The following is a 15,945-nucleotide window of genomic DNA, read 5'->3' as shown; positions in this document are numbered from 1 at the left end:
CATCAGACCCGCCGGAAAGCCAGCGTGCCGTTGGTACCGCCGAATCCGAAATTGTTCTTCAGGGCGACATCGATCTTGAGCTGACGCGCCGTGTTGGCACAGTAGTCGAGATCGCACTCCGGATCCTGTTCGAAGATGTTGATGGTCGGTGGCGATATCTGATGATGTACCGCCAGCACCGTCAATGCCGACTCGAGTCCGCCAGCGCCGCCGAGCAGATGGCCTGTCATGGACTTGGTCGAATTCACCACTAGATTGCGAGCAGCGTCGCCAAACGCCAGCTTGATGGCATCCGTCTCGTTCTTGTCGCCCAGCGGGGTCGATGTGCCGTGAGCGTTTAGATACTGGACCTGATCCGCGTTGATCCCCGCATCCTGGAGCGCATTGATCATGCTGCGGCGCGGCCCATCGGTGTCCGGTGCCGTCATGTGGAAGGCATCCCCGCTCATGCCGAATCCTGCCAGTTCGGCATAAATCCGTGCCCCGCGCTTCATCGCATGCTCGTATTCCTCAAGGACCAACACACCCGCGCCTTCGCCGAGCACGAACCCATCGCGCTCCTTGTCCCACGGGCGGCTGGCCGTCGCCGGGTCGTCATTGCGGGTGGACAAAGCCTGCGCCGAAGCAAAACCGCCTATGGCCAGTGGCGTCACGGTGGATTCTGAGCCGCCACAGACCATTGCGTCGGCATCGCCGTACTGGATCATGCGGTAACTGGTGCCGATGGCATGCAGACCCGTCGTGCATGCCGTCACGACGGCGAGATTCGGCCCCTTCAGCCCGAACATGATCGAGAGGTTTCCCGAAATCATGTTGATGATGGTGCCCGGGATGAAAAACGGCGAAATCTTGCGTGGGCCACCGCCGAGGAAGTCGTTGTGCGTATCCTCGATCATCGGGAGTCCGCCAATGCCGGAGCCGATATTGACGCCGATTCTGTCGGCGTTTTCTGGCGTCACTGTCAGGCCGGAATCCTTTATCGCCTGGATTCCCGCCGCCATGCCGTAATGGATGAAGACATCCATTCGACGCGCCTCCTTGGGAGGAAGATAGGCAGTCACGTCGAACCCCTTCACCTCGCCAGCAATGCGCGACTTGAAGGTCGCTGCATCGAAGCGGGTGATCGGGCCAATACCGCTCTTGCCTGCAACGATGCTGTCCCAGGTTTCCTGAACCGAATTGCCCACGGGCGAAATGACGCCCAAACCGGTGACCACTACCCTGCGGCGTGCCACTTCGCTCTGCTCCTGCTCGGGGAATTTAAGGGGTTACTTCTTACTTCTTGAGGTGGGCGTTAATGTAATCGATCGCCTGCTGGACGGTGGTGATCTTCTCGGCTTCCTCGTCCGGAATCTCACACTCAAACTCCTCTTCCAGGGCCATCACCAGCTCCACCGTGTCAAGGGAGTCCGCTCCGAGGTCATCCACAAACGACGACTCGATTTTGATCTCGGACTCGTTGACGCCAAGCTGCTCGGCGACGATCTTCTTGACGCGTTGCTCGATGTTCTCCATGTGTTTTGCTCCTTCCCTTTTTAGCGGGTATGACGAGAAAAAAACCGGGCTATTTTAACAGAAAGGGCTCGCCCGACCAAACCCGATGTCAATCCATGTACATGCCGCCATTGACATGCAAGGTCGTGCCGGTGACATAGCCCGCCCGCGGAGAAGCGAGGTAGACCACAGCCGCCGCAACCTCATCTGCATGTCCGAGCCGGCCAAGCGGAATCTGGCCTAGCAGCGCATCGCGCTGCATATCCGGCAAGGCCTTGGTCATGTCGGTATCGATGAAACCGGGCGCCACGCAATTAACGGTGATATTTCGGCTGCCCAATTCGCGTGCCAAAGCACGGCTCATACCGGCTACACCAGCCTTGGCGGCTGCATAGTTGGCCTGCCCCGGATTCCCCGAACTGCCCACCACTGACGTGATATTGATGATGCGGCCATAGCGTGCCTTCATCATGCCGCGCATCACTGTCTTGGACAGACGGAACACCGCCTTGAGGTTGGTCTCGATCACGGCATCCCACTCTTCGTCCTTCATGCGCATGGCCAGATTGTCGCGCGTGATGCCGGCGTTGTTCACCAGCACCGAGACGGGGCCGAAACGCTTTTCGATCTCCCCCATGACTGCATCGCAGGAGGCGGCATCGGTAACATTCAGCACCGCGCCCCACCCTTGAATCCTGGCGGCATCCAGCGCCTTCTGGATATCGGCGGCGCCCGCTTCAGTCGTGGCCGTACCGATCACCGTGGCGCCTTCACGACCCAGATCCAGCGCGATTGCACGCCCTATACCGCGCGAGGCCCCCGTCACCAGTGCTATCTGACCTTTGAGCACATTGCCCCCTATGCGTTCGTCGCAGCCAAGGCCGCTTCAAGCCCGGCCAGATCGGCCATGGCACCGCCTACCAGCCCGTCGGCGCAACGTTTGACGAGCCCCGCAAGCACCTTGCCCGGGCCGCATTCATAGACGTGACTGACACCCTGATTCGCCATGGCCTGCATGATCTCGACCCAGCGCACCGGGGAAGCAGCCTGCCGCACCAGCGCATCCTTGATTGCCTGCGGATCCGATAGGCAAGCCACGTCTGCGTTGTTCACGACAGGTATCTGCGGCATCGACAGAGACAACTCAAGCAGCCTTTGGCGTAGCCGCTCGGCAGCTGGCTTCATCAGCGAACAGTGAAACGGCGCCGACACAGGCAGCATGACGGCACGCTTGGCACCCTTTGTTTTCGCAGTATCGGCGGCACGCTGGACAGCGGCGGCATGACCGGCAATCACGGTCTGTTCTGGGGTGTTGAAATTGACGGCTTCGACAACCTGGCCCTGGGCGCTTTCCTCGCAAGCCGTTTTCACTGCGGCGGCATCGAGTCCGAGAATGGCTGCCATTGCGCCCTCCCCAGCCCGCACCGCTTCCTGCATCGCCTTGGCGCGGAGCTCGACGAGGGGCACCGCATCAGCGAAACGCAGCACCCCGGCAGCGACCAGCGCCGAGTACTCCCCCAGGCTATGCCCGGCAACCATGTTGGGTACCCTGCCGCCCTTTTCCCGCCACAGGCGAAAGACGGCAATGCCGGCTGTCAGCATCAACGGCTGGGTATTCACCGTCTGGTTGAGCGCCTCTGCCGGGCCCTCGGAAACCAGCTGCCAGAGATCGCGTCCCAACGCAGCAGATGCTTCAGCAAACGTATCGCGGATGACTGTACTGTCACCGTAGGCGGCCATCATGCCGAGTGACTGCGAGCCCTGTCCAGGGAAAACAAGTGCAAATTTCATGAGATCGTCGGAGTCAGAATTTGAGAAGCACTGCGCCCCAGGTGAAACCGCCGCCGACACCTTCCAGCATCAGGGTGTCGCCACGCTTGATGCGCCCATCCCTGACGGCAGCATCCAACGCCAGCGGAATCGAGGCAGCCGAGGTATTGCCGTGGCGATCCACCGTCGTGACGACCTTGTCCATCGGCAGGCCGAGTTTCTTTGCAGTCGACTGGATGATGCGGATGTTTGCCTGATGCGGAATCAGCCAATCGATGTCGGCGGCGCTCATGCCGGCCCGATCCAGCACCTCCTGTGCAACCTCGGCCAGCACCTTGACGGCGAACTTGAACACGGCCGGACCATCCATCTTCACGAAAGGCTGGCCGACCACCTTGCCGCCGCAGATATTCCCGGGCACTTCGAGGATGCCGTGCTGCGAACCATCGGCATGCAGTGCGCTGGCGAGAATGCCCGTCTCTTCACTGGCTTCGAGGACCACCGCACCAGCACCGTCTCCGAAGAGGACACAGGTCCCCCGATCATTCCAGTCAAGAATCCGTGAAAAAACCTCGGTACCAACCACCAGTGCGCAGCGGTGACTGCCGGACTGGATGAATTTCTCGGCCATGGTCAGCGCGTAGGCAAAACCGCTGCAGACAGCCTGTACATCGAAGGCGGCTGCGCCGCTGATGGCGAGCTTGGATTGCAACAGGCAGGCAGTGCTGGGGAAAATGTAATCCGGCGTCGATGTGGCCACAATGATGAGATCGATCTTCTCTGCGCTGATGCCGGAAGCTTCGATAGCCTTCAGGCTGGCCGCCAGAGCAAGATCGCTCGCTTGCTGCCCCTCATCGGCGATGTGACGGCAACGGATGCCTGTGCGCCCGACGATCCATTCATCCGAGGTATCAATGCCACGCGCAACCAGATCGTTGTTGGTTAGCGCAGTGGGGGGCAGATAGCTGCCCGTGCCGGTTATGCGTGCATGCATTTACTGGACCATTTGTGGCGCGTTACGCGCCATGCGTTCGCTGATGCGATCGACCAGGCGGTTGCGAGCGGCTTCTGCTGCACGCTCGATGGCTTTGGCAAAGGCCATCTGATCCGCCGAACCGTGGCTCTTGACGACTATGCCGCGCAGTCCGAGCAGACTGGCGCCATTGTAGCGGCGAGGATCAGCGCGCTTCTTGAAGGCCTTGAGTGCCGGCAAGGCGATAAGTGCAGCGATATTTCTGAATAGGCTACGACTGAACTCCTCGCGCAGGAAGGTTGCCAACATGTGCGCCAAGCCTTCCGAAGTCTTCAGGAGGACATTCCCGACAAAACCGTCGCAGACCACGATATCTGTCGTGCCTTTGTAGATATCGTCCCCCTCGATATTGCCGAAAAAATTGAGGCCGCTTTCCTTGAGCAACTCCCCGGCCTGCTTCACCACCTCATTGCCCTTGATATCCTCTTCTCCAATATTGAGGAGACCGACCGAAGGGCGATCTTTGTGTTCCACCGCCGAAACAAGCATCGCCGCCATGATGCCGAACTGGAGCAAGTGCTGCGGCTCGCAATCTACATTGGCGCCCAGATCGAGTACGTAGGTATGCCCCTTCAAGGTGGGAAGGGCAAATGCAATGGCTGGGCGATCGATACCGGGCAGCGTCTTCAACACGAAGCGGGAAATTGCCATCAATGCGCCGGTATTGCCGGCAGAGACTGCCGCTTGAGCATCACCGGATTTGACCAGATCTACGGCGACCCGCATCGAGGAATCTTTCTTGATTCGTAGCGCGGTGGCTACCGGGTCGTGCATGCCGACCACTTCGCTGGCCGCCTGAAAACGCAACCGATTGCCAAATCGCTCCTTCTCCTTCAATACCGCGGACTCCACCTCGCCGGGCAGACCAACCAATATCACGCCTGCCTGTGCGTCGCTCTGGAGAAAATGAAAGACGGCAGGCAAGGTGACGGATGGGCCGTGGTCGCCGCCCATGCAGTCGATTGCGATGGTGACGTCCATCGACGCGCTTTGGATTCCGGAGGAGGCAGATGACGGCCGCTCCACCCCAAAGGGTGGGTGCCGGCAACCACGAATTACTCGCCCTTGGCCTTGACGACCTTCTTGCCGCGGTAATAGCCGCTCGGGCTGATATGGTGGCGCAGATGCGTTTCCCCGGTGGTCGGCTCGACGGCCAGCGGCGGATTGGTCAGGAAGTCATGGGCGCGGTGCATGCCACGCTTCGAAGGCGACTTCTTGTTCTGTTGGACAGCCATGTTGTACTCCTCAAAAACGTATTCGAAAAAACTAGTTGCACTTGATCCGGGCCAATTTCGCAAACGGTGAAGCTTCCTTCGAAGCTGTCGTCGCCACCGGCGGCTCGCAATGTTCATGCCGCGGCGCGATCGGCAAGGCAAGCAGGATTTCCTCCTCCAGCAGGGGAGCGAGATCCAGGTCGCCCGAGACCTGGATCGCATCGCAGGCCTCGTCCTCCAACCCGCCGGCTTGACCGTCATCGGGCCACGGCGAACCCGGCTCGACCAGCATCATCCGGCTGCTCACGTTCAATGCAAACACCAATTCGCCCAAGCAGCGCTGGCAGATCAGTGGCAGTGTCCCTTCTAGCTTCACTGCGAGAAAGGCATCGCCTCCCGCTGTTTCGCCAGATACCTCAAAACCGAGGCTGCCGGAGGCATCGAAAAGCACCTCGGCCAGCCGCGGCAGTGTGCTGAGTTGAAGACGGCCGGACAATGCCTCATGCCGTCGTGCAAACTCAAGGCTGTCGATGACCATGCCCCGTTGCGACATAAGCACGGAATGATATCATTCCACGACTTTTCCTGTCAAAAGAATAACATCCGAAATACGGACCAATCCAATGCCCCGTCTCGTTCTTGCCTCCACCTCGTCGTTCCGCCGTGAATTGCTGGCCCGCTTGCAAATCCCGTTTGAGATAGCCAACCCTGAAACGGATGAATCCGAATTGCCGGGGGAAGACCCGGCCGCGACGGCCGAAAGGCTCTCCGTCGCCAAGGCCATGGCCGTCGCCGGCCGTTTTCCCGACGCCCTGATCATCGGCAGCGACCAAGTCGCCTATCTGGACACCCAGCGTTTCGGAAAGCCGCTCACGCACGATCGCGCAGCCCAGCAGTTACGCGCCATGCGCGGCCGAACGGTGATCTTTCATACCGGGCTTTGTCTCTACAACAGCGCCAACGGCAATACCCAGGTTTGCGGCATCCCCACCGAGGTGACCTTTCGCCAACTGACAGATGCCGAGATCGAGCGCTATCTGGTCAAGGAGCAACCCTACCACTGTGCCGGCAGCGCCAAATCCGAGGGGCTGGGAATTTCCCTGCTAACCAGCATGCGCGGCGACGACCCGAACGCCCTCATCGGCCTGCCATTGATCGCACTTGGCGAAATGCTTCGCGCGGAAGGCGTCCAGGTCCCCTGATGTCGGCGGGTTTGCTTTATCTTGTGCCCGTCGCCGTTGGCGACAGCAATCCTGACTCCATACTGCCGGAGGAAGTGCAGCGCATTGCACGCAGCCTGCGTTATTTCGTTGTCGAGAACGCGAAATCCGCACGAGTCGAGTTGAAACGCATCGGCATTACCCATCCGATCCGGGAGATCGACATTCGGGAACTGCCACGCGGGCCGAGCCAAGCCGATCTTGACGCCCTCCTCGCCCCCCTTGCTGCGGGGCAATCCGCCGGTCTGATGTCCGAGGCCGGTGCCCCGGCCGTGGCGGACCCCGGCGCCTTGCTTGTGCATGCTGCCCACGCCAAGGGCATTCGCGTGGTGCCGCTGGTAGGTCCCTCCAGCCTATTGTTGGGGCTGATGGCATCCGGCCTCAACGGCCAGTGCTTCTCCTTTCACGGCTACCTGCCGGTGCGCGAACCGGAACGCTGCAAGCGCATCATCGAACTGGAAAGGCAATCGCATCGGGAAACGCGCACCCAAATCTTCATCGAGACGCCATACCGCAATGCTACGTTGTTCGCTGCGCTGCTTGAGACCTGCCGACCGGATACTCGGCTCTGTGTGGCGTCCGAACTGACGACTAGCAGGGAAAGCATTGCAACGAAACGGATTGATGATTGGCGTGGAGGCCCGGTCCCCACACTTGATAAAAGACCGACGGTATTCCTGCTGCTGGCCGCTTGACCCTATCTGAGACCTACCTTGCCGACGACATCCATGATGCCTTCGGCCAGGTCCGTGCCAAACTGCTTTGCAAAACGCTCGGTCAGGCTGGCCCGCATCGTGTAGTCGCGGATGTCCTCGGCCTTGATCACATCGCGCGCTACGTATTCAACGCTGCCCAGTTCGTCGGCAAGCCCGAGTTCGATGCTCTTGGCACCGGTCCACATGAGGCCGCTGAACAGTTCAGGTGACTCCTTCAGACGCTTGCCTCTGCCTTTTCGCACTACGTCGATGAACTGCCTGTGGATATCGTCGAGCAATATTTGGGCATGCTGTTTATGCTGGGCGTCCTGGGGCGAGAAGGGATCCAGAAAGCCCTTATTCTCTCCGGCGGTCAGCAGGCGCCGCTCAACCCCGAGCTTGTCCATTGTCCCAGTAAAGCCGAAACCATCCATCAAGACGCCGATAGATCCCACGATGCTGGCCTTGTCTACGAATATCTTGTCGGCCGCAGCTGCGACGTAGTAGCCACCCGAGGCGCACACGTCCTCCACCACGGCATACAGCGGAATGTTCGGGTGCTTGGCGCGCAGGCGACGAATCTCGTCGTTGATGATGCCGGACTGGACCGGGCTTCCTCCCGGGCTATTGATGCGCAGGATCACTCCCTGCGTGCCATGGTCCTTGAACGCCGCCTGAAGCGATTCGGTGATCTTTTCCGCACTCGCCTCACCGGTCGGCTTGATGACGCCATTCAGCTGGACCAGCGCCGTATGCTTCTTGCCATCGCCGAGCGTATCGGAAGCCCCCCCCCAGTCACCCAGGGCAACGATCAGAAAGGTCAGGTACGCAAAACCCAGAACCCTGAAGAAAATGCCCCAGCGACGACGGCGCTTTTGCTCGGCCAACGTCTCCAGTGCCAGCTTTTCGATGATCTTCCGCTCCCAGACGGGATCGTTGTCGGGTGTGTCTGGCATATTGCTCAGGTCGCTATTTCAGGTAAACAACGCCATCATGCTCATGGATGTCCAGTCGCGTCAGCCTGGCTCCCCGGCAGGGTCCGGCAATGCACTCTCCGCTATCCGGCAGATAGGCCGCGCCATGCGTCGCGCAAACCAAGTATAGCCCGGAATCGTCGAAGAACTCCCCGGGCTGCCAGTCCAGCTCGACACCAATGTGCGCACAACGATTGATGTAGCCGTACACCTGCCCGCCATGCCGCACGACAAAGGCCGGTTGCAGGCCTGATTCCGTCGGAATCTCAAAGCGAACCCCCTTGCCACCGTCTGTCACTTCGACACTGGCGCAAATCATCCGTGTCGTCTCAGCCATTCCGTCAATTGTGCAAATTCATCAAACAGACCGAGGGGCCGTTCCGCCTGCAGCGCCTCGCGTGGATGCGCACCATAACCAACCGCCAGCGCATCAACGCCTGCATTTTTTGCCATCTGCAGATCATGCGTCGTATCGCCAACCATCAGGGTCTGGTCCGGCGCCGCACCGAGTTCATCCATGATCTCCAGCAGCATGTCGGGTGCAGGCTTGGAACTGCACTCATCGGCGCAACGCGTGGCATGAAAGAATCCCTTGAGGCCGGAGGCCTCCAGCGCTCGATTCAAGCCCAGCCGGCTCTTGCCGGTGGCGACCCCCAGGAGGCATCCGGATTCGTGCAATTCCCCCACCAGTTCGTGGGCGCCGGAAAATAGCGAAAGCTCATGGTCCCGGGAAAGATAATGATGCCGGTAACGTTCGGCAATGCGCTTGTATTCGCCGGAAGGCACGCCCGGCAAGGCTTGCGACAGTGCGTCGTGCAAGCCAAGGCCAATAACCTGCCGCGCTGTTTTTTCGTCCGGCGGGGTCAATCCGAGATCGATGGCTGCCGCCTGCATGCAGGTGACAATCGCCCCTGCCGAGTCCAGCAGCGTGCCGTCCCAATCAAACACCACCAATTGGTAATTCCGCCCCATACTCTCTCTTTTCGCTTTCTTCCAGTCGCTGGAGAAACGCCGACAAATCCTCCGGCAGCGCTACGGCCAGATCCAACCGCTCGCCCGTTGCAGGGTGGTTCAGCGCCAGCTTCGCCGCATGCAAAAACATGCGGCCGAGGCCCCGTTTTTGCAAGGCCTTGTTCAGGGCAAAATCGCCATACTTGTCATCTCCGCAGATAGGATAGCCAAGATGTGCCAAATGCACTCGAATCTGGTGCGTCCTCCCCGTTTCAAGTTCCACCTCGACCAGGCTGAAGTTTTCCCAGCGGGCGACCAAGCGAACGATACTATGCGCAAATTTCCCTTCTTTCGACACGCTGACGCGGCGCTCCCCTTCCTCGGTCAGGTGCTTGTGCAACGCCAACCTGACATGCCGCAGCGGCTCACGCCAGCGGCCCTTGACGAGGGCCAGATAACGCTTTTCGATACGCCCCTCTCGGAACATGTCATGCAACGCCGTCAGAACCGAACGTTTCTTGGCAATCAGCAGCAGGCCGGAGGTCTCCCGATCGAGCCGATGCGCGAGTTCCAGGAAGCGCGCCTGCGGCCTTTGCCGGCGCAACTGCTCAATGACACCGAAGCTCACCCCGCTGCCGCCATGCACCGCCATGCCTGCCGGCTTGTCGACCACCAGCAGGCCATCGTCCTCGCGAACGATGCAGTATTCCCGCCCAGCCGGCACCACCGGTTTCGGCTCCGACCCAAGCTTCAGGGGCGGTATGCGCACTTCATCACCGGATTGCAGCCGGTACTCCGGTCCGACCCGCTTGCTATTGACCCGTACCTCGCCGCTTCTGAGGATGCGATAGACGTGACTCTTCGGTACGCCCTTGCAGACGCGAACCAGATAGTTGTCGATTCGCTGGCCCTCCGCCTCCTCGCCGATCTCCCGGCGGGTAACGGAAGCTTTGCTTAACTCCTTCATTTTGAATATACTGCCGGCTGGTTTGCCCATTCTTGGGGACCGGCCATGAAGAATAATTCAGGTTGGTTCCGGATGCGCGCCCCATGACCCGAAGCGGCATTGGACGGTACGCCGGAATGCAGTCGGTCAATCGACTCAAGCGAGCCGCACAAAGGTTAATTCGCTCACCGCAAGCAGCGATACTACTTGATTTGCGCGCACTTAGCACTCGCGGAACACACAGTCCTGACGTCATTTCAGGACAAAAAAGACAAACCTGACATTAGTTTGCCCTTGACGACTTTGATGATTTCAAACCAGCCAAACTAATTACAATCCGTCTGAACCGGATGCGGCTTGTCTTCCCGTGTTTGCGCGCGGGAGAACAAAACAATGAAACGCATGCTGTTCAATGCGACGCAGGCCGAGGAACTCCGCGTCGCGATCGTCGATGGCCAGAAACTGATTGACCTCGATATCGAATCGGCCGCCAAGGAACAACGCAAGAGCAACATCTACAAGGCCGTGATCACCCGCATCGAGCCCAGCCTCGAAGCGGCCTTCGTCGATTACGGCGCYGAGCGTCACGGCTTTCTCCCCTTCAAGGAAGTCTCCCGCGCCTATTTCAGGGAAGGCGTCGAGCCGAACCGCGCGACCATCAAGGAAGCCCTCAAGGAAGGCCAGGAACTCATCGTCCAGGTGGACAAGGACGAGCGCGGCAACAAGGGCGCCGCACTGACGACCTTCATCTCGCTGGCCGGCCGCTACCTCGTCCTGATGCCGAACAATCCGCGCGGCGGCGGCGTCTCGCGCCGGATCGAGGGCGAAGACCGCAACGAACTGCGCGAGGCCATGGACCAGCTCGACGTGCCGCAGGGCATGAGCCTGATCGCCCGCACCGCCGGCATCGGCCGCAACGCCGAAGAGTTGCAGTGGGACCTCAATTATCTGATGCAACTGTGGCGCGCCATCGACGGCGCCGCCGGCAGCCAGAAAGGGCCCTTCCTGATCTACCAGGAAGGCAGCCTGGTCATCCGCGCCATCCGCGATTATTTCCAGCCGGATATCGGCGAGATCCTCATCGACACCGACGATATCTACGAGCAGGCGCAGCAGTTCATGAGCCACGTCATGCCGGGCAACGTGGCGCGCGTGAAGCGCTACCGCGACGACGTGCCGCTCTTCTCGCGCTTCCAGATCGAGCACCAGATCGAAACCGCCTTCGGCCGGCAGGTTACCCTGCCCTCCGGCGGCGCCATCGTGGTGGACCACACCGAGGCGCTGGTCGCCGTCGACGTCAACTCGGGACGCGCCACTCGCGGCGCCGACATCGAGGAGACTGCGTTGCGCACCAACCTCGAGGCGGCCGACGAGATCGCGCGCCAGTTGCGCCTGCGCGACCTGGGCGGCCTCATCGTCATCGACTTCATCGACATGGAAAGCCCGCGCGCGCAACGCGAGGTGGAAAACCGCCTGCGCGACGCCCTGCACTACGACCGTGCCCGCGTCCAGACCGGCAAGATCTCCCGCTTCGGACTGCTCGAATTGTCGCGCCAGCGCCTGCGCCCGGCACTGGCCGAGATGACCTACATCCCCTGCCCGCGCTGCACCGGCACCGGTCATATCCGCAGTACCGAGTCGGCCGCCCTGCACATCCTGCGCATCCTCGAGGAAGAGGCGATGAAGGAGAACACCGGAGCCGTGCATGTTCAAATCCCGGTCGATGTCGCCACCTTCCTGCTCAACGAGAAGCGCGACGACATCCGTACGATCGAACTGCGGCACAAGGTGAATATCGTCCTGATTCCGAACATCCACCTCGAGACGCCGGCCCACGAAATCGTCCGCCTGCGCCATGACCAGTTGAACCAGGAAGACCAGGCCCTGCCGAGCTACAAGATGGTCGAGGCGCCGCCGACCGAGGCTTACCAGCCGCCTTCGGCGCAGACCGAGGCGCGGCCCAGCCGCCCCGAGGCTGCCGTGAAGGGCATCACGCCATCTCAGCCAGCGCCCGTGATCGAGCCCAAACCCGCAGCACAAGCGGCCCAGTCTGCCCAAACCAGCGCAGCGGTACAGCCCGGTATCATCGACAAGATCTTCGGCTGGTTCCGCGGCAATCGCAAGGCCGAGCCGGCGCCAGTCGCCAAGGCGGAACCGCCAGCGCGCCGCGAGCAGACGCGTGAAGGCCGGGGCGAACGTGGCCGCGGGCGTGACCGTGGCGAGCGCGGGGAACGCGGCCGCCAGGAACCGCGCGAGCGGCAGGAACAGCGCCAGCGCGGCCAGCAAACGCCTCGCCCCGAGCAGGAAGCGCGGGGCGAGCGCCGTCCGCGTCAGGAGCGGCCCGAGCGGCAGGAGCGTGGTGAGCGCACGGAACGGCAAGGGCAGGAACCGCGCCAACCCAGACAGCCCCGCCAACAGGAGCAGCGCCCGCCGCAACCGCAGCCGACGGAGTCGCCCATCGCACCCATGGCTGGAGCCCTTGAGTCGCCCCCCCACGGAACCGAGCAGCAGGAAGAACGTCGCGGCCGCCGCGGCCGTCGTGGCCGTGGCCGGGACCGCGGTGAGCGCCGTCCGGAGGGACAAGCTCCCGAAGCGCCCCCCCCCCTGGCCGAGCAGCATGCCGTTTTGCCTGAAAGCGAACAGCCCGTCCTGCCTTTCGAGCCAGCCATGCCGGCAGCACCTGTGGTCGAGACCGCGCCCGCTCCGGTCCCCCTGCCCGTCGAGGCCACAATGGCCGATGAGGTTGCCAGCCCGCCTGCCGAACCGGCCCTGGCACCTGTCCCGGTCGAGATGGCACCGGTGCCGATTGAAGAAGCCGCCGCTCCTGAGTCTGCACCTGCGCCGGTCGCGGCAGCCGAGCCGGTGCCCGCTCCGGTTTCCATGCCCTCCCCGGTCAAACCGAAAGTCGATATTTCCGTCAGTTTGCAGGAAAGCGGCTTGGTAATGGTGGAAACCAGCCGGGAGAAGGCATCGATGTCGATCCCGGCCGAGCCGGAAATACGCCTCGGGCGCAAACCCAAGGCTGCGGTACCCGTCAGCAGCGAGCCCATGATGCAGGTGGAAACCCGCAAGTAACCGAAGGGGCTCCTGGACAGAAAAAGGCCAGCTTTGAGCTGGCCTTTTTTCATTTGCGGCGCTGCAAGGCCTCGATCAATCCGCGAGCGGCGTCCTCGGCCATATCCAGCACGAGTTCAAATCCTTGTTCACCACCGTAGTAGGGGTCGGGCACCTCGTCTGTATCGAAACGGGAAGCATAGCTCATGAATAACCCCAGCTTGGCATGGTGTTCAGGACGTGCGCCACGCTTTAGCAGTTCCAGATTGTCGCGGTCCATGGCCAGCAACAGGTCGAAATGCTCAAAGTCCTGCGGGATCACTTTGCGTGCCCGCAAGCTCGACAAGTCGATGCCCCGCCTCAAGGCTGCCTTGCGGGTGCGCGGATCCGGCGGTTCGCCAATGTGGTAGCCATGCGTCCCCGCAGAATCTACTTTAATTATTTCATGCATTCCTCTGTTTATTATTATTTTTCTAGCAACACCTTCAGCGGTGGGAGAACGGCAGATGTTACCCATGCAGACAAACAGGATGCGAGTCATGCGGCATCCTTCTTGTCGACTGCATCGTGTTCCTCCACCCCGAAAGCATGCTTCCTGAGCCGGAACAGTTCATCCCGGGCGGCAGCGGCTTCCTCGAATTCCAGGTTCTTGGCGTGCCCCTGCATGCGTTTCTCGAGCTGACGAATTGCCTTTGCCAGGGACTTTTCGTCCATTGCCTCGTAGCGTGCCCGCTCTTCCGCCACTTCCAGGGCTTCGGCAGCGATCTCATGGTCATAGACGCCGTCGATGATGTCCTTGATGCGCTTGGAAATGCTTTTCGGGGTAATGCCGTTCGCCTCGTTGAAGATGACCTGCTTGGCACGCCGTCGCTCGGTCTCGGCTATGGCGCGCCGCATGGAATCGGTCATCGTGTCGGCATAGAGGATGGCTGTGCCATGCAGGTGGCGTGCCGCCCGGCCGATAGTCTGGATCAGGGAACGCTCGGAGCGCAGGAACCCCTCCTTGTCCGCATCCAGGATGGCCACCAGCGATACCTCGGGAATATCCAGCCCCTCGCGCAGCAGATTGATGCCGACCAGCACGTCGAACTCGCCCAGGCGCAGGTCGCGGATGATCTCGACCCGCTCCACCGTTTCAATGTCCGAGTGCAGGTAGCGCACCTTGATGCCGTTCTCGCCGAAGTAGTCGGTCAGGTCCTCGGCCAGTCGCTTGGTCAGGGTAGTCACCAGCACGCGCTCGTTCTGCGCGGTGCGCAGCTTGATCTCGCCAAGCAGATCGTCCACCTGGGAGGAGGCCGGCCGCACGATCACCTGCGGGTCGATCAGCCCGGTTGGCCGCACCACCTGCTCCACCACCTGGGATTGATGGGTCCGCTCATACTCAGCAGGTGTGGCCGAAACGAAAACGGTCTGCGGCATCAGTTTCTCGAACTCGTCGAAGCGCAGCGGCCGGTTGTCCAGCGCGGACGGCAGCCTAAAGCCGTACTCGACCAGGTTCTCCTTGCGCGAACGGTCGCCCTTGTACATGCCGCCCAGTTGCGGCACGGTGACATGAGACTCGTCGATGAACATGAGGGCATCCGGCGGCAGGTAGTCGATCAGGGTTGGCGGCGGCTCGCCTGGCTTGCGCCCCGAGAGATGGCGCGAATAGTTTTCGATGCCCTTGCAGAAGCCGAGTTCGTTGAGCATTTCCAGGTCGAAGCGGGTGCGCTGCTCGACGCGCTGGCATTCCACCAGTTTCTGGTTTTTCTGGAAATGCTCGATCCGTTCGCGCAACTCGAGCTTGATGGCTTCGACGGCACGCAACACGGTCTCCCTTGGCGTAACGTAGTGGCTGGAGGGATATACCGTGAAGCGGCCGAGCTTCTGCCGCAAGTGGCCGGTGAGCGGATCGAACAGTTGCAGCGACTCGATCACGTCATCGAAAAGCGACAGGCGCAGGGCGTATTCCGCGTTCTCGGCCGGAAAGATGTCGATCACGTCGCCCCGCACGCGAAAGGTGCCGCGCCGGAAGTCCACCTCGTTGCGCTCATACTGCATCTCGGCCAGTCGCTTGATGGCGTCGCGCTGGCCGATGCGCTCGCCCTCCCTCAGGTGCAGGATCATGCCGTGGTAGTCGACCGGGTCGCCGATGCCGTAGATGGCCGAGACGGTGCCGACGATGACCACATCGCGTCGCTCCAGGAGGGATTTCGTCGCCGAGAGACGCATCTGTTCGATATGCTCGTTGATCGAGGAATCCTTCTCGATGAACAGGTCGCGCGAAGGGACGTAGGCTTCCGGCTGGTAATAATCGTAGTAGGAAACAAAATACTCGACGGCGTTCTCCGGAAAGAACTCGCGAAATTCCGAGTAGAGCTGCGCCGCCAGCGTCTTGTTCGGCGCCAGCACCATCGCCGGCCGGCCCAGCCGGGCGATGACATTGGCCATGGTGTAGGTTTTGCCTGAACCGGTGACGCCGAGCAGCGTCTGGTACATCAGGCCGTCCAGGATGCCTTCGACCAGTTTTTCGATAGCCTCCGGCTGGTCGCCGGCCGGCGGAAACGGCTGATGCAGGGAAAACGGGCTGTTGGGATAGGTGACGGTCACCGGGT

At 61.1% G+C, this 15,945-nt stretch carries 17 protein-coding genes; 3 read left to right on the top strand and 14 right to left on the bottom strand.

Annotated features, from left to right (window positions below):
• Positions 1-2: 2 nt before the first annotated feature.
• From fabF to ROZ00_05435, 8 genes are all read right to left on the bottom strand, one after another.
• Positions 3-1,235: a beta-ketoacyl-ACP synthase II gene (fabF, locus tag ROZ00_05470; GenBank protein ID MDT3735655.1), complete on the bottom strand. Its 1,233-nt coding sequence runs from the start codon at positions 1,233-1,235 to the stop codon at positions 3-5.
• Positions 1,236-1,275: 40 nt separating this feature from the next.
• Positions 1,276-1,515 carry an acyl carrier protein gene (acpP, locus tag ROZ00_05465; GenBank protein ID MDT3735654.1) on the bottom strand — a complete coding sequence of 80 codons (240 nt, stop codon included), beginning with the start codon at positions 1,513-1,515 and terminating at the stop codon, positions 1,276-1,278.
• Positions 1,516-1,603: 88 nt separating this feature from the next.
• Positions 1,604-2,344, bottom strand: coding sequence for a 3-oxoacyl-ACP reductase FabG (gene fabG, locus ROZ00_05460; GenBank protein ID MDT3735653.1), 741 nt, complete (start codon positions 2,342-2,344; stop codon positions 1,604-1,606).
• 8 nt (positions 2,345-2,352) lie between these two features.
• Positions 2,353-3,285 carry an ACP S-malonyltransferase gene (gene fabD / locus ROZ00_05455; GenBank protein ID MDT3735652.1) on the bottom strand — a complete coding sequence of 311 codons (933 nt, stop codon included), beginning with the start codon at positions 3,283-3,285 and terminating at the stop codon, positions 2,353-2,355.
• A gap of 13 nt (positions 3,286-3,298) precedes the next feature.
• Positions 3,299-4,258: a beta-ketoacyl-ACP synthase III gene (locus ROZ00_05450; protein ID MDT3735651.1), complete on the bottom strand. Its 960-nt coding sequence runs from the start codon at positions 4,256-4,258 to the stop codon at positions 3,299-3,301.
• Entirely contained in the window at positions 4,259-5,278 is a 1,020-nt protein-coding gene (gene plsX, locus ROZ00_05445) for a phosphate acyltransferase PlsX (protein ID MDT3735650.1), read from the bottom strand. It lies immediately after the preceding gene.
• A gap of 74 nt (positions 5,279-5,352) precedes the next feature.
• Positions 5,353-5,532, bottom strand: coding sequence for a 50S ribosomal protein L32 (rpmF, locus tag ROZ00_05440; protein MDT3735649.1), 180 nt, complete (start codon positions 5,530-5,532; stop codon positions 5,353-5,355).
• 31 nt (positions 5,533-5,563) lie between these two features.
• A complete protein-coding gene (locus ROZ00_05435) occupies positions 5,564-6,049 on the bottom strand; it encodes a YceD family protein (protein MDT3735648.1) in 486 nt (161 codons plus the stop codon).
• An 85-nt stretch (positions 6,050-6,134) separates the two neighbouring features.
• On the opposite strand from ROZ00_05435, the gene ROZ00_05430 reads away from it, so the two are divergent.
• Entirely contained in the window at positions 6,135-6,713 is a 579-nt protein-coding gene (locus ROZ00_05430; protein MDT3735647.1) for a Maf family nucleotide pyrophosphatase, read from the top strand.
• On the top strand, positions 6,713-7,426 hold the full coding sequence (locus tag ROZ00_05425; protein MDT3735646.1) for an SAM-dependent methyltransferase: 714 nt from the start codon (positions 6,713-6,715) through the stop codon (positions 7,424-7,426). Before ROZ00_05430 ends, ROZ00_05425 begins: the two co-directional genes overlap by 1 nt.
• 2 nt (positions 7,427-7,428) lie before the next feature.
• On the opposite strand, the gene ROZ00_05420 is transcribed toward ROZ00_05425, so the two are convergent.
• The 4 genes from ROZ00_05420 to ROZ00_05405 are packed head-to-tail and all read right to left on the bottom strand — an operon-like array spanning position 7,429 to position 10,318.
• Complete coding sequence (locus tag ROZ00_05420; protein MDT3735645.1) at positions 7,429-8,382, bottom strand: S49 family peptidase; 954 nt, start codon at positions 8,380-8,382, stop codon at positions 7,429-7,431.
• A 13-nt stretch (positions 8,383-8,395) separates the two neighbouring features.
• A complete protein-coding gene (locus ROZ00_05415) occupies positions 8,396-8,737 on the bottom strand; it encodes a Rieske 2Fe-2S domain-containing protein (protein MDT3735644.1) in 342 nt (113 codons plus the stop codon).
• A complete protein-coding gene (locus ROZ00_05410; GenBank protein ID MDT3735643.1) occupies positions 8,716-9,372 on the bottom strand; it encodes an HAD-IA family hydrolase in 657 nt (218 codons plus the stop codon). Before ROZ00_05410 ends, ROZ00_05415 begins: the two co-directional genes overlap by 22 nt.
• Positions 9,341-10,318 (bottom strand): RluA family pseudouridine synthase, encoded by a 978-nt coding sequence (locus tag ROZ00_05405; protein ID MDT3735642.1) that lies wholly within the window; start codon positions 10,316-10,318, stop codon positions 9,341-9,343. The genes ROZ00_05410 and ROZ00_05405 overlap by 32 nt, the downstream gene beginning before the upstream one ends.
• 372 nt (positions 10,319-10,690) lie before the next feature.
• Between ROZ00_05405 and ROZ00_05400 the strand changes: the two genes are divergently transcribed.
• Positions 10,691-13,372, top strand: a complete 2,682-nt coding sequence (locus tag ROZ00_05400) for an Rne/Rng family ribonuclease (protein ID MDT3735641.1) — start codon at positions 10,691-10,693, stop codon at positions 13,370-13,372.
• A gap of 49 nt (positions 13,373-13,421) precedes the next feature.
• Here the strand turns inward: ROZ00_05400 and ROZ00_05395 are convergent, their stop codons facing one another.
• Both ROZ00_05395 and uvrB read right to left on the bottom strand, forming a co-directional pair.
• Positions 13,422-13,892, bottom strand: coding sequence for a low molecular weight protein-tyrosine-phosphatase (locus ROZ00_05395; GenBank protein MDT3735640.1), 471 nt, complete (start codon positions 13,890-13,892; stop codon positions 13,422-13,424).
• Positions 13,889-15,940, bottom strand: coding sequence for an excinuclease ABC subunit UvrB (uvrB, locus tag ROZ00_05390; GenBank protein MDT3735639.1), 2,052 nt, complete (start codon positions 15,938-15,940; stop codon positions 13,889-13,891). Before uvrB ends, ROZ00_05395 begins: the two co-directional genes overlap by 4 nt.
• Positions 15,941-15,945: the final 5 nt, after the last annotated feature.

The sequence above is a fragment of the Denitratisoma sp. genome (genome assembly GCA_032027165.1).
Lineage (GTDB): Bacteria > Pseudomonadota > Gammaproteobacteria > Burkholderiales > Rhodocyclaceae > Desulfobacillus.
Note: the sequence above shows the minus strand (reverse complement) of the source record. Positions and strands in the feature narration are given on the sequence as shown.